The organism is Dolichospermum lemmermannii CS-548 (assembly GCF_028330815.1).
Classification (GTDB): domain Bacteria; phylum Cyanobacteriota; class Cyanobacteriia; order Cyanobacteriales; family Nostocaceae; genus Dolichospermum; species Dolichospermum lemmermannii.
Genome location: NZ_JAQMTJ010000145.1, coordinates 1 through 22,916, shown reverse-complemented (window position 1 = coordinate 22,916; position 22,916 = coordinate 1). Strand labels below are relative to the sequence as shown.

Genomic DNA, 22,916 nt, shown 5'->3' with positions numbered 1-22,916 from the left:
GTAATTGACTAAATTAGGAAACTTTCCAAATTTTATTCGTTAAATTGGTAGGAATAAAACTGATAATTAAAGCGACTAAACTGCGTAAATTAAATTTTTGCTCACTTAAAGTTTGCCAAAAATAACGGCGAGCATCTGTAATTTTTTGATCTCGTAATAAGCCAATTCCTAAAGTTGTATTAGCTTCTAACCATTTGGTTTTAAAGTAGGACTTAAATTCCTGCAACCGTTGATCTTCCATAAAAGTTTGATAACAGAATAGCTCACTTTTACCTTTACGAATTTTCGCTTGAACATTGCGACTACCACTAAGCATAGTATCAGTTTGTTCATGCTCTCGATATTTGGTTAATTTTTCAGGAACATAGTAAACTCCATAGCCAGAAATACAACAAAGATAAGTTAAATATAAATCCCACATTCCGTCAACCTCTGAAGGAATATTATCCCAATTAAGCACACCATTTCTGATTACACAAGCAGCCGCAGTGGGAATACTTTTATCAATTAAGCCAATTTGAGTAAAATTTTTATGAACTCCAGGAGTGATTTGATCACGTTTATAACTGCGGGTATTGTTTTCAGTGGCAGCAATATTAATTTTACTATCACCATCTATAATATATTGGTCACAAAATGCCAAAATTAAATCGGGATTTGCTTCTAAATTGGGAATAAGTTTGGATAAAAAATCCTCATTCCACATATCATCATCATGGAGACTAGCCACATATTTACCTGTGGCAATTTTAAAACCATGAAACTGGTTAGCTAACATCCCAATATTTTCTTTATGTCGCCAAAATTTGATGCGTGAGTCTTGAAATGATTCAATTAGTGCTTGAGGATTTTCAGAACTGCAATTATCAGAAACGATAATTTCTAGATTTTGATAAGTTTGTTTAATAGCACTATTAATTGCTTGTTTTAGATATTCTGGACGATTATAGGTGGGGATAATCACGCTTACCAAAGGTTCGGAGGAGTTAATATTTAACATTGATTTTAGGATGAGAAGATAAACTACTTTTAGTTGTTGTTTGTTTTTGGGAAACTATCTCTAAAAAACGCAAAGCTGTAGGGACAGGACTATAATTTTTAATTGCCCAACTTCTTCCTTCTTGAGCAATATATTTGGTAATTTCGGGATTTTCTGTAATTCTATCTATTGTGGCTTGAACATTATCTAAATCTACACCAATATAATGTCGCCAATTTTCAGGCATTACAGGTAAAGTAATCCCATATTTTTCAAAATCAACATGAAATGTCACACATCCTGCGGCTAAAGATTCCCAAAATCGCCAACTATCCCATTGTAGAATTGTATTTGATTTTAACCGCAATTTTTTTATTATCCGTTGAATATTCCGATTAATTAAACCACCTGAATTTTTAGGCCAAGCAGGGACAAAAAAACCACCGAAACAAGCACAAGCGGTTGAATATTTGAGACGGTTATAGTAATTTGGATAATGACGTTTACCAGTTTGTAACCAATGGAGATGATGATAGGGTTCAGTTGGATATTCAGCTTGGTTATCAACAGTATTATTGATTTGGAAAATATCACTAATTTTTGGGATTAATAGGCTGGAACTAATATTTCTGACGGGATGACCAGTTTGCCAATGTCGAAAATTAATAAGTATTTGTCTTTTTTTGTCCTGGAAATTGGGAACTTCTTTCAATTCATGTAATATCCGGTTACTCAATCCAAAAGACCAGGGATAAAAATTATCTAGATAATTTAGATGGTGATTGGAATGGGTCTTGAGAATGAAATCAAATTGTTTATATTCTGGTAATTTATGATAATCTTTATCGTTATCATTACCATCTAAATAAACGGTTAAATATTTTCGTTCTGCATGAAATAAATTATCTGGCAGAGGATGATTAATATTGAACCAATTATTACTAAATACGACAATAGAACAGTCATCGGTTGTGATAGCTGGATCATGACGAAAGAGATATTCTTGTTTTTCCGTTGACTCTTGCCAGTAATTGATATTAGAAACAAAGGATATTCCTAATTCTCGAAAGCCTTCTCCTAAACAAATCAGCAAATGCTGAAATTGATCTTCTTTTTCACCTTCTCCTCTAGGTAAACAGAAAAAATATATTTTGCCATTAAAGTTAGTTAACTGTTCATGTTTCATGTTTTTGCACTTATTTATCTCACTTCATTTTGAATTTGATAGTATTGCCAAAACTTACCACGTTGTTGAAGTAACTCTTGATATGCTCCCTGTTCTACGATTTTTCCTTGTTCTAAAACCACAACTTTATCGGCTTTTGCAATAGTAGAAAGACGGTGAGCGATCGCAATTACTGTCCGTCCCACAGATAGCTTTTCTAAGGATTCTTGAATTAATCGCTCAGACACAGAATCTAAGGCACTTGTAGCTTCATCTAGAATCAGGATTTCGGGGTTTTTCAGCAATGCGCGAGCGATCGCAATTCTTTGTCTTTGTCCACCTGATAACCGCACACCTCTATCTCCTAATTGCGTATCGAAACCTTCCGGCATTTCTAGAATAAATTCTAAAGCATTTGCCAATCTTGCAGCTTCTTTAATCTCTGTTGCTGTAGCTGTTGGTGTCCCATAAGCAATATTATTCCCAACAGAAGTATTGAAAATAAAAGTATTCTGACTCACAACTGCTATCTGAGAACGCAGAGAGTTAATGTCAAATTTGCGAATATCAACTTCATCTATATAAATATAGCCATCAGTCGCATCATGAAAACGAGGAATTAAATCCGCAAGTGTGGTTTTTCCAGCCCCAGATGAACCAATTAAAGCCGTCATTTCCCCTTGTTTAATGGAGAGAGTTATATTATGTAAAACTCGTTGATCAGGACTATAATCAAAATCTACCGACACTAAATCAATTGATCTTTTAAAACCAGGAAATCTGAGTGCGCCATTTTGAAAATAGATTTTATCATCAGTTCTTAACAACTCCTTGATATTTTCCACTGCTCCCGCTTGGGTACTTAAAAAAGCCACGACTCCATTCAAATCTTGAGTCATAGGGATAATGCGGAACAGGACAAAAAAGAAAGTTAACAAAGCTGAAACTTTCATTAATCCTGTGGTTAAAGCCACAATAATCATACTAATTAGAATTAGCGTAGATATACTTTCAGCCAAAGGCTTAACTATCAAAGAAATCCAATAAACACTTTTCCACGTATTAACAATTTTTTCACTGGCTTGATAATACCGTTTTCGCTCAAATTCTTGAGTAGAAAAAGCATGAATTGTGCGAATACCTTCGATAAACTCTAGCACCCTAGCCGTAAAATTATCATTAGCAGAAGTAATCGCAAAACTACGCTCTCTAATTTGTTTATTTAGAGTGGATAATGCCACCGCTAAAAGACTAAATAGCAAAATAGAAACTATAGTCAGTTTCCAGGAAAGAATAAACAAAGAAATAGAATAGACAATCAGTGTAAAACTTCTAGTGATTAAAAAAGCTAGTCCACCAAAAATCTGCCTAATTCTCTCCATTTCACTGGTGAGTATATTAACTAATTCTCCAGATTTTTTATGACTAAAATAATTAAGAGTTTGAGCCTCTAACTGTTGAAAAATTCGTTTACGGAGATTATCTACTAAACTTACTTCACTAAACTGGATGCAAATTTGTCCTATATAATTGAACGATGCCCGCATACAGGTTGTAACAACAATTAAAGCTGATATTCGATATAATCGCTCTGTTGCGGAAGCATTAATTCCTAAAATCAAAATATCAAACCAGCCTATTCCTGTTTTCACAGGTTCAGCCCCAGGAGTAGTTAAGCTTTGCAAAAATACCAGCAAAAATCCTAAACCAAACCCTTCAAAACTGGCAGCTAAAGCGGAAAATACGATAGCTAAAATAGCCACAACTCGAAAGTGTTTAAATTCTCGTAATATTACCCGATTATTTTGCCACAAACTTGTAGCTTGAAAGATTTTCATTGTTGACGGTAGAAATTTGGAATCCATAAAAATTTTGACCAATAATTTTGATAATTAAGCACAGAAGCATCAATCTCAAGAAAATAAATATGCTTACATAGGAGCGCGACGAATAAAACGACCAAGAGCAGAACCACAGAGAATTTCAAATTTCTGCCATAGTATTTTTGCCATTGAATAAAGTTGAATAGGTGTTTGACTATGTTGCCAATATAATTTATCAGTTATGGTGGGAGAGCTACCTTCTAAAGCACTGAGAAGCAATTTTTTGCGCCAAGGTTTAATATTTGGAACTGTAGCGTGAGACATGATAGTCCCACCAGGAACAAAATCCATGCCGTCTGGTCCAACGGTACTCAAAGGATAATTAGTCAGCATCAATGCTAAGTTTAAATAAGTCTGATCTCCATACAGATATGGATAATGATGAAAGGTATTATCGTTATAAAGATCCTTTAAATTGGCATATCCTGCTATCTCACCCAATTCTTCTAATTTCTGCCAAACTTTCAAGATAGATTTGTAGTTTTTATGAACTCCAATGAAGCCACTATTGTAGTGATAATCTAACTCTCGTTCACAAGCAAAACCATTATTTTCAGCAAATTCTTTCCATGCTAACCGTCGAGGATGATTCGCTGGTACAAGATACCAAGAATCACCACAAAGAGCAATTCCTCGACTTACCCAATTTTCATAAAAATTCCACTCACATTTATTGACAATATCAGGATCAAAGTAAAATAAGGCATCAATATCTGGACAGTAATCTTCCCATAATTGGGACATAAAATCAGGTTTATAAAAACCTAGATGTTTTGGAGTTGTTAGTTTGACAAATCGGATTGCACAACCTTCACCTAAAGAAAACTCTTGATAACCATTTTCTGTTTTTAGATCCTTAGTCCAAGGTGGCACATTTCCCCGATAACCAGCCCAAATTATGCCTCGAAACCCGTGGTGATATAAGGAATTTACTAAAGCCCCCACACCATAATGATAGTCTTTTTCAAATACGGTACAAATCGCTGTTTGCATGATATTTCTTATTTTTTAATTAGGTACATAATTCATGGTCATCAAGATGATAACAGGAAGTATTCATCAATTAGATAAAAGCGATTAAAAACACAGAGTGAATATATTTATTCTAAACTATAGGCAAATTGACCTTATTCTCTATTTGCCATGCACCGCTGAAGTTATGTTTTTGATTTAACTTTTTGCTCTGGGCTTCTAAGCTTAATTTAACCGCATCTTCTAAAGACAAACAACGATTATTAAGTAGGCAAAATTTTCCTTGAAATAGATTCAATCCATTAGATAAATTATTTAGAAAAAATGTACCTAATACAACAATTAAATTAGTCATTTCATGTTTAGCTGTTGGGCTAAATTTAATAGCTCGAAAAAGTTGTCTATTTTCTCCCACATACCACTCATAATCAAACAACAATTTGGGAGAATATATTTGAATAGTTATCAATCCTCCTAGTATGACTGGACTCATAAACAGCAGCAGAAATAAAGCCCAAGTCCAATCAATGATGATTCGTAAATTCCTGAAAATTTGATTACCTTTTTTTGACGATTTTCGATAAACAGAAATGTTTATAAATATCGGCTTATTAGCTTTTTGACAAGCATTTGCCCAAACTTTTAATAAAGAATCACCAATTTTTGGATCTATGCTCACTAAACTAACTGGAGAATGTTTTAAGCAATCTATTAACGATGCTTCATTTTCTAGTGCAGCTAAATGGGGCTGTGGCAATTTTTCAGAAGCTTTCACTAATAACTTTCCTCTCCGCCATTGCAAGGTACATGATAGGAAGTTAAAATTTTCAGATGACTGAGGTATAATAGAGTTATTATTTAGACTAGAAATGACTGAAATTGGCATAGATTAAAAGTGATAAAGTAGTAAAAGATTGACTTGATCTCTACGATCAGAGAATTAAAATTTTCTCAATCGTAAAAAATACATTAAAGATCAGCAGATTTAAGTTTTATGACTAACCAGCGTTCCTCCTTGTAAAATTTGTTTATATTAAAATACATATAGGAATCCGCTTTGATTTATGAATTTATTTGCTCTTGTCTTTGAAAGTTAGATGATGGGTTTCAATCTCTACAATATAAGACTCTTGATAAATAAATCATCAAGAAACAACTTCTTTATTCACTCTTTAAATAAATATTACTTTTTTCTTCACAATATTAAGATATGGTAAAATGAATTAATGGTAACTAAATAAAATTAACCAACATTTTGTGTTTATAAAACATCTTATAGTTTGCTCATCAGGTAAATAAAAATAACTCTAGAGCGGATTAGTTCCTCAACTTAGATCCCCCACTTCTTAAAGAAGCTGGGGATCTTTAATCTTGTTGTTCAAATGCAAAAACCCCTGTCAAGTGCAGGGGTAAATCTATCGTAGCTGGTTAAATATTGAGCAAATATTCTGGTTTATTCTTCCATTACCGGTTGTAAAACCAATTGTTTTGGCTTGACATAAGGTACATAGGTGCTATCAGATGGAGATGCACCATTAGCCACAACACCAATCAAATTTAACTTACTCAACATCCTTGTGGCTTGATTAAGTTGGGTACGCGTTACTTTACCCATGCTGGCCATCATTACCACACTTCGACAAGAGGATGCTGTGAGCATAGCATCCACTAAACCAAGCACTGAGGGGGCATCTATGATTACCAAATCATAATTTTCTTCAAATGCAGCCATCAATTGGATCATGCGGGGAGAACTCAAAAGATGGGCAGGATCTGTCGGGATTGGTCCGGCTGTCAAAATATCAATGTAAGATGATCCAGAGTAAGGAACACTAATATGATTAGGCAGATTAACTTCACTTTCTAATAAACTGGAAAGTCCCTGTTCATTAGGAAGATTTAATTGTTTGTGCAGATTAGGATCGCGTAAATTAGCATCAATTAGTAAGACTTTTTTATGTAGACGAGCCGCACTCATGGCTAGACCTAATGCCAAAGCTGATTTACCATCATCTGGTAATGCTGATGTTACCATTAATGATCTTAAATCTGAGACTTTATTCAGCAGTTCGATATTTTTGTAAATGAGATCAAGTGATTCCCAGCGGGGAGAAGATTGTAATACTTGAATTGTCCAAGGAGCCAGAACTTCTGGTTTGCCAAATGGCAATTTAATCATTGATTCTCTGGGTCTAGCAGGTGGCAATTTAGGAGTTGTTCCTAATAAGGGGAGAGCAGCCTGTTTTTCTAATTCCGCAGTAGTATGTACAGCGTCATCAGATGCTTCACGAATGAAGGCAGCAGCCCCTCCTAACATTAAGCCAATGACTCCTCCTAATAAGAGATTTTGTCTCATGTTAGGCCCAGTTTGAGAACCTTCTTGTGGTTCTTCTACCACTTCCCAATTAAATCCACCTTTAGAAAGTTCTTGGCGTAACTTTTGTTCGGCTCTTAATAATTGTTCTAATCTTTCTCTGCTAAATTGTAGTTGGGGAAGAATGCGATTGTAATAAGCCAATAGAGAAGGAAACCGCTTGAGTTCGGCTTGTAATTCTTTCTCTTTTGTGGCTAAAGTTTGATCGCGGGCGATTAATGCAACGATGGTAGTTTGGGTTTCTACTAATTGACCTGTGAGATTCAGATCAATTTGTCCTAGTTGTCCTTGTTCTAAAAGATTGTCTCTAGAACTAAAGGCAGGATTCGTCTTTTCTCCTAAAGTTCTACTAACTTCTTTTTGTAAAAGTTGTTTTTGACTTTGCAGTTGTTCGTTTAATTTTTGAACGCCGGGAGTATCATCTGTGAAACGTAAACGTTCTTGTGCTAAAGCCAGTTCGGTTTTCTGGATTTCGTTGAGTAAGCCTTGGTAGCGGGTAGACTGACTCAAACGAGAAGAAACTAAGGCATTTTGTGGAGAACGGTTTAGTTGTACTTGCAAAGATTTTTGCTTTGCTAAAGCTTCTTCATACAAAGAACGAGTTGCTTGTCGTTCTTGTTGGACAGTATTTAAAGCTGTCTCTACGGTTTTAGCCTGAGCATCTGGATCAATTAGATTTTGATTTCTGCGAAACCTTTGTAGATTTGCTTCGGAAACAGTTACTTCATCTGTCGCTTTTCTTAATTGCTCTCTAATGACTTGGAGACCTTTTTGTAACCGCGAATTTTGCTGTTGTTTGTTGTATTCTAAATAAACTTGCTGTATTGTTTGCAGGACTTTTTGGGCTTTTCCTGGATCGTTACTGGTATAATCAACTTGAAATATTTTAGTGGCAACCTTATCCTCTGGACTCTTAATTTGAGTTAAGACTAAGGATTTTTTTAAATCCATTACGGTTAAGTCTGGATATTCAGCTTTGAGTTTATCAACTGCTTTTTTAATCAGTCCAGAACTCTGCATCAAGTTTAATTGAGTAGCAGTATCTACCTCCACATTAGTATCAGTGAATTGACTTTCTGTGTTATCAGTTTCTTTCTTGCCTTGATAGTTAGGTTCTACTAACAATTGCATGGTGCTTTTGAAGCTGGGTTCTGTTTTCAAGGTGATGATGCCAGCAATAGCAGTAGAACTCAGCAATACTAATAATAACCAGGGAAATCTTCGCAGAATTACTGCAAACATTTGTCCATAACCTGGTTCTGTTTCTGATGCTGGATTTATATTGGGATTTAGACTAGTTTGAACCACTTTTATTATCCTTATCTGCGATACACTACGCAAACACCTAAAAATTAAATGAATTAGCGATGCACACCTCTAATACCGCAGGGCAGAATTAAAAATTAAAAAAGCAAATTATATAAGCTTTCTAGGAATTTTTAATGATTAGTTATTTTTGCCATGCTGCACTAGTGGTCTGTCAATCCAAAAATGACGGGTAAAGGCAAGCAGGGGGAGAGGAGGGGCAGGGAGAGTAGGGGAGGGAAAAACAGAAGTTTTTTCCGATCATTAACCGTCAAAATAAATTTGACGAACTACTAGTTTTACCAATAACTTGCTCAACTTTACTAAAGAATGACTGTTCTGAGAAATTGCTAACAGCATGATTACGGATAGTTTCGTAATCCCAAGCTATTCCTCCAGCTTCGAGTATTGCTGCTTGTAAAGAGCATGGTGTTTGTCTTTTGAAAAACACCCCAGTTTTCCCTGGTATTTGAGTATCTAAGACTCCACCTGCTCCATAGGCAATAACTGGTGTACCACTAGCGTTTGCCTCGACTGGAACTAATCCATAATCTTCTAAAGCTGCAACAATAATTGACTTAGCTTTAGAAAATAAGTCTTTACGTTCTCTATCACTAACATGACCAAGAAATTGGATATTTGGTAATGCGTGGGCTTTTAATCTTTCTTGTTCTGGTCCATCACCTGATATTAATAAGTTCCAGCCTAACCAATTAAAAGCTTCGACTATTATATCAAGACGTTTATAACTTATCATCCGCGCCGATGCCAAGTAATATTCTTCTTTGGTATCGGAAAAAACAAAGTTGCTAGTATCAATTGGATAGTTAATGGCAATGGCTTGTTTGTGATAAATTTTTTGAATTCGCTGGGCAACAATGCTAGAGTTAGCAATGTAGAGATCGGGTTCTTGAGCATATTTCAGGTCTACATTTCTCATCATTTGAAAAACTCTTTCGATGAGAGGAGCAAAGTATCTATAATCTCCGTATTCCCGTAAATATGTTTCTGTGTCCCATAAAAAGCGGGTAACATTATGGCAAAAACAAATATGTCTAGCTTCAGGTTTTTTCCGTACTGCTTTGGCAAAACTGGTGCTACTGCTGATAATTAGGTCATAATCTTGGAGATCCAAGGAACGAAATGCAGGAAAATACAAAGGAGCTAACATCCGAAAATATTTGGTTGCACCAGGAATTTTTTGCAAAAATGTGGTATTGATAATTCGTTCACCTAAATCAATACTTTTCTGCGGGTCGTATAATGAGGTGAAAATGTCAGCATCGGGATAGCGTTTACACAGTAATTCAAATACGCGCTCTGCTCCACCGCGTTGAGTTAAGTAATCATGGACGAGAGCTATTTTCATACCGGATTCCCTACGACTTGGTAATTGACAATTGGCTTTAATATTTATTCTCTAGGAATTTAATTTTTCATGTTGCATTACTAGGTTTTATCACTTATTTTTTATCAATTAATTTATCTAGTTTAATATGAGCTTGAATCATGCAAAACCTCACAAGATTATGAAAATAATCTCTGTTATCTGTTGTATATATGTAAATTCAGAGGTTAAATGAAAATATCAGGAAACCTCTGAATTATCTTGTTGCTGATTTGAAAATTATGGCTCTTAGGTACTTGTTATGCTAATTTACCAGTCGGTAATAGGGAACTCTTAACTCTTAACTGGGAACAGGGCAAAGAGAAAAAATTTTGCCATAATATTCAAAAATATGGCTTATTTCTTCCGCACAGCAAGCTTTATGAGATTTCTTTGTTCAAATTTTGCAGATTATGTACTCAAGAGCCAAAATTATTTTGTGAGTGCTAAAGTTTTCGCAGGAGCAAAGTAAACGGTTTGTTCAGCGCGTAATTGATCGCAAAGTCTGCCTTCAGGTAGTTCCACGTCATCATAAGTGAGGACTTGATCTTTAGGAATATCGCGCTTTAAGCGACATCCTTCAGCCAGACCCATGGGGAGTAGGTTTTCTTGTTGCACAATGGGGGAATTTTCACATTGTCCATAGGTCATGTAATAACCAATACCATCAAGGGTTTCTCCGGCTGTGAGATCAATTTTGGCAGTGGTGACGACATCAACAACGGGACCTGCTATTGGTGCAAGCACAGCATCATGGAAGAGGACAGCCCGAGCTACGGAGAGGGGAACTTCAAAATGGCATAGGTGATAGGGGGTGTAGAAACTGTAGAGGGGGCCTTCACCGAGTTTATAAAGGTTGAGGTAATGACGTTGTTTGGGGTCATCGTGGGTGGCAAATACGAATACTCCTGGACCGGGTTTAGTGCCAACTACGTAATCAACGATACCGCCTAATTCTTGCAGTTGGTCAATGTCATACATTTTGGTCATTTCATCCACATGACCGCTGTAGTCATATCCCAACATCCCCCGCTTGGCTACTTTCATGCCTGTGCCGTTGGCGACTATGGCTTGCTCAAAGGAGATTTTTGTACCATCGGCAAAGCTTGTTACCATGGCGGGATTTTGTCCCCAGCGTTGGGCAAAACCGGCTTGGGTGGTAGGGTTGCGGTAGGGGTCTTGTAAACCTTTAATATTACCGCACAGGAGGGGTTTTAAACCGATGCTTTTGACAAAGCGATACAGGTTCATTTCTACCCCTGGTTGGTCGCCGTCACAGGCACTCAGGACGACTCCAGCGCGGTCTGCATGGACCTTGAGGATGGGACCAATTGTGCCATCTAGTTCGGCATTCATGAGGATGATATGCTTGTAATGAGCGATCGCACACATCACCAAATGAGCAGCATATTCAATTGTTCCCGTCACTTCAATGATTGCATCTATGCCATCTGCTTCACACAAGAGCATAGCATCTTCGGTGACTGCATATTTATTTTCAGAGATCGCCTCTTCTAAATCGGCTAAATTAGCAACAATCTTGATATCCTCAATTCCTGCTTCTAAATAAGCTCGTTTAGCTGAATCAATATGCCGATTAGAAATAGCCACCAACTCCATTCCTGGCACAGAATTGATAATTTGATTAGCAATGCCTCGGCCCATAAAACCAGCGCCAATCATGGCCACTTTGACTGGTTTACCTAATGCAGCCCGTGCTTGTAAAGCTTTATCAACAATAATCATGATTAAACTCCTATTAAAATAGATTCTAGTAAAGGCCAATTGCGATCTTTATCAGACATTTCCGTTGCATTCAATGGCCAAGAAATTTCTAAAATTGGGTCATCATAACGTAAACCTCGTTCATATCCAGGAGTGTAAAATTCACCCACTTGATAGACAACTTCTGCACCATCTGTTAAAGCTTGATAACCATGAGCAAACATTTCTGGGACATAAAGAGCGCGACGATTTTCTGCACTCAGTTCTACACCAATATGCGCTAGATAAGTGGGAGATTCAGGACGCATATCCACAATCACATCATAAATAGCTCCTTGAGTGCAGCGAATTAATTTTGTTTCCGCTGCGGGAAGAGTTTGATAGTGCATTCCCCGCAATGTGCCTTTTTGATGATTAAAAGAAAGATTACATTGGGCAACTGTTGGTTTTAAACCATGAGCTAGAAATTCATCAGCGCAGAAAGTTCGAGCAAAAAAACCGCGAGAATCAGGCTTTTCTTCTAAGTCAATAATGAAAGCACCAGCAAGTTTAGTAGAGGTAAAAATCATGGTTATTTAGGAAAGTTTTATTGAGCATAACAGAATCGTAGGGGCGTTCGCGTAGCGTGCCGTAGGCATCAGCATTCGGACATAAAATTAATGGTTTTGGCGATAGATTATCACCCGAATGCTTCGCCCTTACTAATGGTTTTGGCGATAGATCATCACCCGAATGCTTCGCCCTTACTAATGGTTTTGGCGATAGATCATCACCCGAATGCTTCGCCCTTACAAGATTTCAATTCTTGCATTTTAGGTTTATACCTTTAATCCTAATTGTTGACTTATTTTGGGAAAGGTATCATCATGATATTGTGTACAAAGTTCAGGTCGTTTAGGAGAGTTAGCTGTGTATGTAAAAAATAGTGTTGACCGCTCTTGGTTTCTCACAGTTCCGTGATGCAAAATATTTCTTACATCTGCAAAAATCACAGTTCCAGCTTTACCAGGACATGATTTCCAAGTTGATTTAGGAATGACTTTCATCATTTTATCATCGTTAATTCCCAAAAAATTAACACGCCATAATTCATAATCAACTTGATAATTTTTAACCTGATCTAAAGCATTAGTCGGTAGGGGAATGTATTCAAATGGTCCATGTTCTTCAGTCACATCATTTAGATAGATAATGACTTTAATCATGCGTCTATCTTCAGAATCTTTATGCCATAGTAAAGTTTCCAGTTGTTTTTTATTAGGAAAGTCTTTCCGCACATGAACACCATGAAAAGCAATAGGTAAACCTATATAATGTTCAATGATGTTTTGTAATCGGGTTTCAATTCCCCAATTAAAGAATTCTGGTAAATCTGTAACCGTATAAATTTGCGGTAACTTATATCCTGCATGGATATCTCTGGGATTTACCATACTATCTGCACAAGTATTAGCAGTAGCTAACATTTTAGCAGTAGATGAAAAACCTAAATCTTCTAAAGATGTGATATAAACACCTGATTTTTTCAGAGTATTAACAATTAACTTATCTTCTGAACTAATAGCAGGTAAATTCTTAGCATGATGCCAAAGTGATACCCGATAATTTAACTCAGAACTTACAGTTGAAATTTTGTTAAGCATGACAGGAATTTCCGTCCTCTTTTAACCTAATTAACTTGGTTAGATAACTCCGGTTTGGGAAAAGTATCATCCCAATATTGAGTACAAAGTCCTGGACGTTTTGGTGGGTTAGCTGTGTAAACAAAAAATAGTGTAGATCTTTCTTCAGTGCGGACAGTTCCATGATGTAAAAGTCGGTTTGTGTCAACTAAAATTACTGTACCTGCTACACCTGGACAAGTTTTCCAAGCAGATTTGGGGACGATTTTATTTAATGTTTCATCATTAATTCCTTTGTTATGAATCTTATAATAAAGACGATAAAAATTCAACCCCGAAGTAAAAGATGATGGTACATATCCAAAAGGTCCTTGTTGTTCGTCTACATCATTTAAATAAATGATGATTTTTACAATGCGGCGGTCTTCAGAATCCCTATGCCAGAGCATTGTACTGAATTGACTTTGATTAATAAAATCTTTGCGAATTTGGACACCGTGATAAGCAACAGGAAGACCAATATAATTTTCTAGAATCTTCAGCAGTTTTGATTCATTTCCCCAGGTGAAAAAATCATTTATGTGTGTAACCGTGTAAATTTCTGGTGGATTTTGGCATGAAGAATTATAATTAGACCTGCCCATGCTTGGTAAAAAACCATGAGCAGCATTCAGTAATTGTGAAGTAGAAGGTAATCCTAATGCCTCAAGAGTTGTTATGCAAATTCCTTCATTTTTAAGAGAGTTAGCAATGATCGAATCATTTCCTTCTAAGACAGGCAAATTACCCTTGTGCTGCCAAAGTTTCACTTGATAAGCTAACTCATCTTTTAAGACTGATATTTTTTCTATAACGGTGTTAAGCACAATCCAAATCCCTACCAATCAAAACTTATTTTGTCCAAACAATTGCTGATTTATCCCTTATAGTTTCTGACTTCTGAAGTCGTTGTTCTGTCCATTTCTGTTTCCGCTACTTTCAATTCTCTCATTGGTATTAATTCAAAAGCAGCCACACCTACTAAAGCTAAAAAAGGAATTACTGTCTTAATAGCCGATACAGGCCATCTTCTCATCGCTCCTAAAAAAACTTTCAGGTCTACTTCATGGTAGTTTTGTAAAAGCATCCGACAACAATATGCTTTAGAATAACCAACTTGCTCAAGTTTTAAAATCACTTCAGGTATATGTTGGTATTGCATTAAAAGTGCAGCCTTTGGTTGTTTTTGCCAATAACTCACACCAACAATACATTCTAAATAGACATCTTTAGTGACAATTACTTTGCCATTAGCAGCACAATAACCGGCTAAATATGCTAAAGATATCCAATTATTACTAGCAGTTGGCCAAATTTGGAGAGCGCGTTTAATTAAATCAGTCCGATATACTGTAGCAGTTAGAAAAATTACCGCTCCTACACTTTTAGTAAAACAATGTTCAAATATTGCTTTACCATCACCTTTACCATCTTCAGTATCTGCATCAAACCAGCGATTACCAACTATTTTTGGTGGATGTACTGCTTCACCAGTAATTTGATTTCGACCAGAAAAATTCAGAAACAATAATGATAAATCATCAATATTTTTAATTTTATTTATCACATAGGCAACTGCTCTTTCCTGAATTGGATCATCATCACCAATTGTCCAAACATACTTGGTTGTAGCAGAACTTAGGCAATGAAAAATATTTCGCATTACGCCTATGTTTTCAGGATTTTTATTTGATTTGAATGTGATATCTTGGAGAAGATTCTTCCATTTATTAATGATAGATTGAGTATGATCCGTAGAACAGTTATCAGAAACTAAAATTTCACATTCTGTTTCAAATCCTTTAATAGCCTGAGATAACCAAGTTAATTGTTTATCTAGTAAATCGGCTCGATTGTAAGTAGGAATAGCAATAGTTAGGAGTTTGTTCATGGTTTCTGATAGAAAAAAATTTGAGAAACTTCATCAAGCTATATCTGATTTTTTCTGATTGAAATTCAGTTGATAGATAAATTTTCCTAGCAATTGCAAGTAGGTAATTATAATATTTGTGGCTAGAACTGGCCATCTTCTAAAAGCACCTAGTAATATTTTCCAATCACTCAGTTTGAAAATATTTTCTAGAATCATCCGTTGGCAAAATTGAGGAGAATATCCTAAGTTTAACAACTTCAGATAAACCTCCGGTATATAAACATATCGCATCATTAATGACCAGCGAGGATTTTCTTCCAAGGAACTAGCGTGCATTGTGCATTCCAAATAATTATCTTGAGTGACAATTACATTTCCATGAGCCGCACAAAATCCAGTCCAATATGCTTGGGATGCCAAATTTTTACAAGAAGTAGTCCACTGTTGTAAAGCTTGCTGAACTAGTTCAGTTTTATAAATGGTAGCCGTCATGAATAGTACCCCACCAAAACTACTCTGTAAATACTGTTCAAATACAGGTTTACTATTAGTGATTATTTCATCACTATCACTAGGAAACCAGTGTTTTACCAAAACTTGATTTGTTTTGTGATCACGTCCACAACAGTTAAGAAACATCAGTGATAAACTGGGATTTCTTTTAATTGTAGTTACGACATGAGCTAGGGTTCTTTCCTGAATTGGATCATCATCACCCACAGTCCAAACATATTTACTACCAGCAGCTTGAAGACAAAAAGCAATATTCGGCATTAACCCTATATTTTCCCGATTTCTATTCGCTATAAATACAGTATTACTAAAAACAGATTGCCATTTTTTGACGACTCCTGGTGTATTATCTGTTGAGCAATTATCAGAAATAATAATTTCACATTCCAATTCAAAACCTTTAATTGCTATTGCTAACCAAGCCAGTTGTTTATCTAGCAATGCAGCACGATTGTATGTAGGAATAGCAATAGTTAGTAACTTTTGCATAATACGATAATCTTGGTACAAGGATATTACTTGGTATAAATTTAAAAGAGGCTTTTAAATCGAATATCTTGAATTAATAAAATTCAATTTAATCCACCTTGATGCAATAATGTTCGGTTAAGAAAATGTAGGTTGGGTTGACGTATGTTACCCAACACCCAACAAAATTATTAATCATGTTGGGTTTTGCTGTCGCTCAACCCAACCTACGATCTTTTCGGAAGAAATTAATAATTTTCCTGCTTATTCCAGAAAAAATCTTTGTCAATTTGTTCTGTGCGAATTAGATACTCTAATTGTTTCAAGCGGGTGAATCCTCTAGACAAGAAAGTATCTTCATTCATATCAATTTGCTTGAACAAACTAAATAGTTGACTAGCACCAAGTTGAGCATTCCAATCACACTTGAATCCGGGAAGAATAGTGTTAATCTTTTCAAAAGATACTCGATAGCTGCGATTATCTGAACCGTTAGTACCAAAAGATAATTGACAACCGGGAAAGACATCAGCAACGATTTCTGCTATTTCTTTAACTCGATAATTATTCGCTGTATCACCAACGTTAAAGATTTGATTGTGAATAATATCTCTGGATGCTTCCAAAGCACAAACAATGGCTTTACAAATATCTAAAGCGTGAACTAATGGCCGCCACGGTGTACCGTCACTGGTCATTTTAATTTCTTTGGTAGTCCAAGCCAAGCCAGCCAAGTTGTTTAAAACAATATCAAATCGCATTCTGGGAGAAGCACCAAAAGCAGTAGCATTCCGCATGAAAGTAGGAGAGAAATCATCATCAGCTAATGGTTGAACATCTCTTTCTACTAATGTTTTACATTCGGCGTAAGCTGTTTGTGGATTAACTGGTGATGATTCTGTAATATCACCTTCACTAGCCACACCGTAAACACTACAAGAAGACATATAAACAAAGCGACGGACACCTACTGATTTTGCCAAATTAGCTAGACGAACTGAACCTAAATGATTAATATCATAAGTAATGGTAGGAGATAATTGTCCAGTCGGATCATTAGATAATTCCGCCATGTGAACAATAGCTTCTACACCTTCTAAATCTTCGGGATTGATATCACGAATATCTTTATTGAGGGTTTTAGCTGTTAAGTTAGTGCCATTATATAGCCAACCAACCTTATAAAAACCAGTATCAACACCAAGAACTTCATGTCCTCTTTGCATTAATAAAGAAGGCAATAAAGAACCAAGATAACCTTCCGTTCCAGTTACTAAAATCTTCATGATTGTTAAAATTTTTGATGTGTGAAAATATTTTGTTGCTTGAAAAATCCGCAGATAAAATTCTCTTTTCTTCCTCTGGAGCGCCTTTGCGTCTCTGCGTGTTAGCGAAGCGGGGCGAAGCCCGATAAAAAAATGTAGTTCATTCTACAAAGATGCTAAACTGTGCAAATGAGTAGGTTCTGGTATTTGCTTAACTATAGCTTTACCAATTTCCAAAGAAGAAGTTGCAGCGGGTGAAGGTGCATTGCAAACATGAATAGAGTTCTCACCTGCAATGATTAAAAAGTCATCAACAAGCGCACCATTATTCATCAATGCTTGAGCGCGAACTCCTGCATGAGTAGGAATTACATCTTCTGCTTGAACTTCGGGAATTAGTGTTTGCAGACTTTTGACAAATGCTGCTTTACTAAAGGAACGAATGATTTCTTGAATCCCTTCGTCAGCGTGTTTTGCTGCTAATTTCCAAAAGCCGGGATAGGTGATCACTTCGGCAAAATCTCTAAAATCAAAGTCGGTTTTTTTGTAACCTTCACGTTTGAGACTGAGAACTGCATTTGGTCCCGCGTGGACACTGTTATCAATCATCCGGGTGAAATGCACACCGAGAAAGGGGAAATCTGGGTTAGGAACTGGATAAATGAGAGTTTTGACCAGATAGCGTTTTGCGGGGGTAAGTTCGTAATATTCGCCGCGAAAGGGAACGATCTTAGCTTCAGGATTAGCTTTACCTAATTTTGCAATGCGATCGCTATGCAATCCGGCACAATTGATCACAAATCGAGTTTCAAAACTGCCCTTGTTAGTTTCTAATACCTGATTTTTGCCACTGCGGGTAATTTTCACAACTTGGGTATTGAGACGTAAATCTCCCCCTTGATTGCGAATTAATTCCGCGTATTTTAAACAAACTTGTTTGTAATTAACAATTCCTGTACTAAATACCCGAATTCCACCTACACAACTAACATGAGGTTCAACTTCTTTGACTTCTTGAGGACTAATTCTTTTAACAGGAATACCGTTTTCTAAACCGCGGGTGTAGAGATTTTCTAAGCGGGGTAATTCTTGTTCATTAGTGGCAACAATTACCTTGCCACAAACATCATGATCAATATCATACTTTTGGCAAAATTCTACCATGGAACGGCTGCCATCCCGGGAGAATTTCGCCTTAAAACTTCCTGGTTTATAGTAAATTCCCGAATGAATTACACCGCTATTATTACCAGTTTGATGAAATGCCCATTCACTCTCTTTTTCTAAGACTAGTATTTTGGCATTTGCATAACGTTCTCCTAAAGCCATGGCGGTGGAAAGTCCAACTATTCCCCCACCAATAATCGCAAAATCATACATTAGTAATTTTTCCTAAATCCAAAATTTCTATTCCCAAACTTGCCAAGGAGCTTTACCACTTTTCCAAAGGTCTTCAAGATAGTTTTTATCTCTTAATGTGTCCATGGGTTGCCAAAAACCATCATGTTTGTAAGCCGATAACTGTTCTAAATTAGCTAACTTTTCTAATGGTTCTTTCTCCCACACAGTTGAAGTATCAGCAATAAAATCAATTACTTGTGGTTCTAGAACAAAATAGCCCCCATTAATCCAAGCACCATCACCTTCAGGTTTTTCTTGAAAACTGGTAATTTTAGTTTGTTCTTGTCCTAAAGAAATTGCGCCAAATCTTCCTGCTGGTTGCACTGCGCTAAGTGTTGCTAATGTCTTTTGTTCTTGATGGAATTTAATTAATTCTGTAATATTGATATTACTGACACCATCACCATAGGTAAAGCAAAAGGTTTCATTCCCAATATGTTCACGAACTTGCTTTAACCGCCCACCTGTCATTGTAGTATCACCTGTATTTACTAAGGTGACGCGCCAGGGTTCAGCATATCCAGAATGGACATTCATTTGATTAAATCGCATATCAAATGTCACGTCTGACATATGTAAAAAATAGTTAGCAAAGTATTCTTTAATAACGTACCCTTTGTAACCGCAACAAATAATGAAATCATGAATACCGTGAGCAGAGTAAGTCTTCATTATGTGCCAGAGAATTGGCTTACCACCAACTTCAACCATGGGTTTGGGTCTGATACTGGTTTCTTCACTTAACCTTGTACCCAGACCTCCTGCTAAAATCACTGCTTTCATGTAGTTACCTCAAAAATTTGCAGGTGGGTGATAATTTCAACTGATGGAAATGAAGAGAATGCACAATGATGGCAGAGAACTTGAATACTTTTTTCTTTCTCTTTCTTGGGTAGATAAACATAATTTAACTGTTATTTTCTAGAAAATTATAAAGAATAAGTAAATTAAGATATTTTATCTGTAAAATATTTGTAGGAGGAGTCAGGAGTCAGAATAAGAAAGAAGAAGAAAGAAAGAAAGAAAGAAAGAAGAAAGAAGGAAGAAGAAAGAAGAAAAAATAAGAAGAAATAAGCAGAAATAAAAGTCTTTTTGTGGTGGTCTTTTTTCGTAAATTTTGTACCTAATTCAATCCACATACTGCGATAGTAATTTTAATCACAAAAACAAAAACCCCCGATTTCTTGATGAAGTCAGAGGTAGCATTTTAACTGTTATTTTTACCGATTATTGACATTTTAGATGATTTTAATTTCTTCCTTATTCTTCCTTATTCTTCCTTATTCTTCCTTATTCTTCCTTCTTATTTTTTCTTCTCCTGACTCCTGACTCCTGACTCCTGACTCCTTCTATATCAATTACTTTGTCCAAGTAGGGTTGAGTTAGATAATAAACTGTCACATTTATTAGCGACAACAATACAAATGCTACTGAGGGACTGTTGATAATTATCCATATCATTTTCTTCTAAAGAAACTTTAGCGGCTGCTTCTAAATCCGCAACTGCTTGAACATGATTTTTATCAGCTATACCTTCTCCATATTGTGCTAGTTCATAGTAGGCCATACCACGTTTTAGATAAATTTTAGCCAACCGGGAATTGAGTTTAATTGCTTCAGTAAAATCGGCGATCGCTTGTTTATATTCTGCTGCATAATCAGTGCTATATTGAGCCATTTGATAGCGAACCGAACCCCGTTGAAAGTAAGCATCTACTTTTGATGAATTGAGTTTAATGGCTTCAGTAAAATCGGCAATTGATTTTTCGTATTCGTGAAAAGAATTATTGATGTATTTATTGATTTCAAATCGCACAACACCCCTTCTGATATAAGCCTCAGCATCATTTTTATTTATATTGATGGCAGCATTAAAATCCGCGATTGCTTGTTTATATTCTCTGTTAGGGTCACTACTATAGTTAGCAAGCATATAATAAGCATTACCGCGATTTACATAAGCTTTAACTTCTTGAGGATCTAACTTCAAAGCTTGGTTATAATTAGCTAATGCAGCTTCATAATTATTTAAATTGTACTGGGAATTAGCCAAATCTATATAGCTTTTAGCAGACTGGGGATTCTTTTCAATAGCTTGGGTAAAGTTGACCACTGCCTGTTCATAGTCTTGCCGTTGATAAGCAGTATGACCACGCTGATAATAATCCGTAAAAGAAAGCTTTGGTAAATCAGGAGTTTGATTAGCAGCACGAGACATCAAACTTTGTTGAGTATAAGGATTTTGGGAAACAAAAGGACGGGTAAATTTAATCATTACGTCCAAATAACCCAAAAGACCCAATCCCATCACCCCAACAATGAAACCGTATACCTTGGGGTTTAACTTTTTCCGAGACGGAACATGATAAAACTGCTGGTTTATGGGTTGCCAATGATAGACCGGATAATTTGATTTTAATGGCTGAGTAATCCGTGGAGTCGGAACATAGCGACGTTTAGACTGAGGTTTTTGGCGTGGTTGCAGATGTTGTTTAGAAGCGATCGCTACGAGTGACGGAAACGGATCTCTTCCACCTAATCGTCTAGTCCTCTCACACCAAGGACATTTATCTAAATGATTATGATAAAGATGCTGAGGATTAGCCGCACAAGTCAGCAAACTTTCCTCCACTGCCGCTAATGCCGATAACCAAGTTTGAGCATTAGGACGTAACCGGGGATTGTCATGACCATCTTCAAAACAACGCACAAATAAATCCTGTAAGCTGGGATGAAGCAGATCCCAACCAGGGGAAATCGGAGTGGGCAAATAGGGGACTTGTTTCTTTTGACTATAGGTAAAATGCCCAGAAAGTATCCTCCCCTGGTAGGTTGGAGGTTCTATCCCACCTTGAAATATCCCAGAAAATGGGTGAGTTCCTTCCATTAACAATTGGAAAATCAGTACAGCCAACCCAAATAAATCATGATAATTTTCGCGGTCATAATCAGCAAAAGTTTTATTCTGTAATTCTGGCGGAGTATACTCAGCCTTACCCACAGAACAACGATAGACCAGATTTTCTAATGGTTCGGTCACTTGGAACGAATCTGTATCTACCAATGTCACCAATGCCGTATCACTAACCAGAATATTTGACTCATTCACATCACCAATACAGTATCCGCTGGCGTGCAAAGCCGCAAAAGCCGAGGCTAGGTTACGGGCAGTCCGTAATAAATACTGATAATTAAACAATGGGCAATGTTGTCGGCGAATCCCCGGATTATAAAAATCCATAATTGGCCGCATTCCCCGAATCCGGGGCATAATAAAGCCCACAATCTTACCGCTACTATCTGCTGCTTGCAACAACTCCTGTGGCCAAGCAATGGCAATATGCCCTAAATTGTCCGTCGGATTAACAGGAGGATTAGCCAGCATTGCCCGCAGTTTTTGGGCATAGGAGATAGTTGGTTTGTGATAGATTTTCGCCACTAGATTGTCATCCAATGGCACTGCATAGATACAAGCTTCACCACCATGTCCCACACTGACAGAGAGGTTGAGAATTTCCGGGTTGGGAAAACGACGTAGTACCTGCATGGCAGAATTAAGGTTATGTGAAGTAATTGGAATCAGTCAAAAGTTCAGCAACTCAAGAGGATGGCTTTAGCTGGTTTGACACTCTGCGTGTCTTTAGACACGCAGATTCTTTAAGACCTGCTTAAAAAGGATAGTCAATTATCCTCCTAGACGCTCAAGGCAACTACCAGTACGACAGGTATTGCAATTACGCTTACTTTTGTTTTTTTTTGCTGCTTTTGTGAGTCCATCAATTTTTAATGTTAAACGCTCCATGGTTTACCATTGCTTGTTTACCCAGGCTACAGCTATGCCGAGACGAGATAAATCAGGGGTTTCTCCTTAATAAAACACTTCTTTGCGCTGATGGTTATTCCTACTTGCTAATTAATTCTATCATGTCACCGCGAATAAATTCG

The 22,916-nt window shown here is 36.6% G+C and carries 18 protein-coding genes; 1 reads left to right on the top strand and 17 read right to left on the bottom strand.

Annotation, left to right across the window (positions count from 1 at the left end; translation table 11 throughout):
* Positions 1 to 13: 13 nt before the first annotated feature.
* The 9 genes from PN450_RS09380 to rfbC all read right to left on the bottom strand — a co-directional run bounded on the left by PN450_RS09380 (position 14) and on the right by rfbC (position 12,359).
* Positions 14 to 1,000, bottom strand: coding sequence for a glycosyltransferase family 2 protein (locus PN450_RS09380; protein ID WP_148759710.1), 987 nt, complete (start codon positions 998 to 1,000; stop codon positions 14 to 16).
* Positions 987 to 2,165: a glycosyltransferase family 1 protein gene (locus PN450_RS09375; protein WP_148759708.1), complete on the bottom strand. Its 1,179-nt coding sequence runs from the start codon at positions 2,163 to 2,165 to the stop codon at positions 987 to 989. Before PN450_RS09375 ends, PN450_RS09380 begins: the two co-directional genes overlap by 14 nt.
* Before the next feature lie 14 nt (positions 2,166 to 2,179).
* Positions 2,180 to 4,009: a heterocyst formation ABC transporter subunit HepA gene (hepA, locus tag PN450_RS09370; RefSeq protein ID WP_271836111.1), complete on the bottom strand. Its 1,830-nt coding sequence runs from the start codon at positions 4,007 to 4,009 to the stop codon at positions 2,180 to 2,182.
* 66 nt (positions 4,010 to 4,075) lie between these two features.
* Positions 4,076 to 5,020, bottom strand: coding sequence for a hypothetical protein (locus PN450_RS09365; protein WP_271836110.1), 945 nt, complete (start codon positions 5,018 to 5,020; stop codon positions 4,076 to 4,078).
* Between the two features lie 112 nt (positions 5,021 to 5,132).
* On the bottom strand, positions 5,133 to 5,885 hold the full coding sequence (gene hepC, locus PN450_RS09360) for a heterocyst development glycosyltransferase HepC (protein WP_334311485.1): 753 nt from the start codon (positions 5,883 to 5,885) through the stop codon (positions 5,133 to 5,135).
* 567 nt (positions 5,886 to 6,452) lie between these two features.
* Complete coding sequence (locus PN450_RS09355) at positions 6,453 to 8,681, bottom strand: GumC family protein (protein ID WP_271836108.1); 2,229 nt, start codon at positions 8,679 to 8,681, stop codon at positions 6,453 to 6,455.
* A 268-nt stretch (positions 8,682 to 8,949) separates the two neighbouring features.
* Entirely contained in the window at positions 8,950 to 10,047 is a 1,098-nt protein-coding gene (locus PN450_RS09350) for a glycosyltransferase (protein ID WP_148759698.1), read from the bottom strand.
* A gap of 450 nt (positions 10,048 to 10,497) precedes the next feature.
* Positions 10,498 to 11,811 carry an NAD(P)H-dependent oxidoreductase gene (locus PN450_RS09345; protein WP_271836107.1) on the bottom strand — a complete coding sequence of 438 codons (1,314 nt, stop codon included), beginning with the start codon at positions 11,809 to 11,811 and terminating at the stop codon, positions 10,498 to 10,500.
* 2 nt (positions 11,812 to 11,813) lie between these two features.
* Positions 11,814 to 12,359 carry a dTDP-4-dehydrorhamnose 3,5-epimerase gene (rfbC, locus tag PN450_RS09340; RefSeq protein WP_271836106.1) on the bottom strand — a complete coding sequence of 182 codons (546 nt, stop codon included), beginning with the start codon at positions 12,357 to 12,359 and terminating at the stop codon, positions 11,814 to 11,816.
* Between the two features lie 90 nt (positions 12,360 to 12,449).
* Here rfbC and PN450_RS09335 point away from each other — a divergent pair, with 90 nt between their 5' ends.
* Positions 12,450 to 12,620 (top strand): hypothetical protein, encoded by a 171-nt coding sequence (locus PN450_RS09335; RefSeq protein WP_271836105.1) that lies wholly within the window; start codon positions 12,450 to 12,452, stop codon positions 12,618 to 12,620.
* On the opposite strand, the gene PN450_RS09330 is transcribed toward PN450_RS09335, so the two are convergent.
* From PN450_RS09330 to PN450_RS09295, 8 genes are all read right to left on the bottom strand, one after another.
* A complete protein-coding gene (locus PN450_RS09330) occupies positions 12,609 to 13,433 on the bottom strand; it encodes a phytanoyl-CoA dioxygenase family protein (protein ID WP_271836104.1) in 825 nt (274 codons plus the stop codon). The genes PN450_RS09335 and PN450_RS09330 overlap by 12 nt on opposite strands.
* 26 nt (positions 13,434 to 13,459) lie before the next feature.
* A complete protein-coding gene (locus PN450_RS09325; protein ID WP_271836103.1) occupies positions 13,460 to 14,278 on the bottom strand; it encodes a phytanoyl-CoA dioxygenase family protein in 819 nt (272 codons plus the stop codon).
* A gap of 50 nt (positions 14,279 to 14,328) precedes the next feature.
* The gene (locus PN450_RS09320; protein ID WP_271836102.1) at positions 14,329 to 15,342 is read right to left on the bottom strand and encodes a glycosyltransferase family 2 protein; all 1,014 of its coding nucleotides are present in this window, start codon (positions 15,340 to 15,342) and stop codon (positions 14,329 to 14,331) included.
* A 33-nt stretch (positions 15,343 to 15,375) separates the two neighbouring features.
* The gene (locus PN450_RS09315) at positions 15,376 to 16,326 is read right to left on the bottom strand and encodes a glycosyltransferase family 2 protein (RefSeq protein ID WP_271836101.1); all 951 of its coding nucleotides are present in this window, start codon (positions 16,324 to 16,326) and stop codon (positions 15,376 to 15,378) included.
* 227 nt (positions 16,327 to 16,553) lie between these two features.
* Entirely contained in the window at positions 16,554 to 17,591 is a 1,038-nt protein-coding gene (locus PN450_RS09310; RefSeq protein WP_271836100.1) for an NAD-dependent epimerase/dehydratase family protein, read from the bottom strand.
* 144 nt (positions 17,592 to 17,735) lie between these two features.
* The gene (gene lhgO, locus PN450_RS09305) at positions 17,736 to 18,950 is read right to left on the bottom strand and encodes an L-2-hydroxyglutarate oxidase (protein WP_271836099.1); all 1,215 of its coding nucleotides are present in this window, start codon (positions 18,948 to 18,950) and stop codon (positions 17,736 to 17,738) included.
* 27 nt (positions 18,951 to 18,977) lie between these two features.
* Complete coding sequence (rfbF, locus tag PN450_RS09300) at positions 18,978 to 19,754, bottom strand: glucose-1-phosphate cytidylyltransferase (RefSeq protein WP_148759684.1); 777 nt, start codon at positions 19,752 to 19,754, stop codon at positions 18,978 to 18,980.
* 571 nt (positions 19,755 to 20,325) lie between these two features.
* Positions 20,326 to 22,518 carry a tetratricopeptide repeat protein gene (locus PN450_RS09295; RefSeq protein WP_271836098.1) on the bottom strand — a complete coding sequence of 731 codons (2,193 nt, stop codon included), beginning with the start codon at positions 22,516 to 22,518 and terminating at the stop codon, positions 20,326 to 20,328.
* Between the last annotated feature and the right edge of the window lie 398 nt (positions 22,519 to 22,916).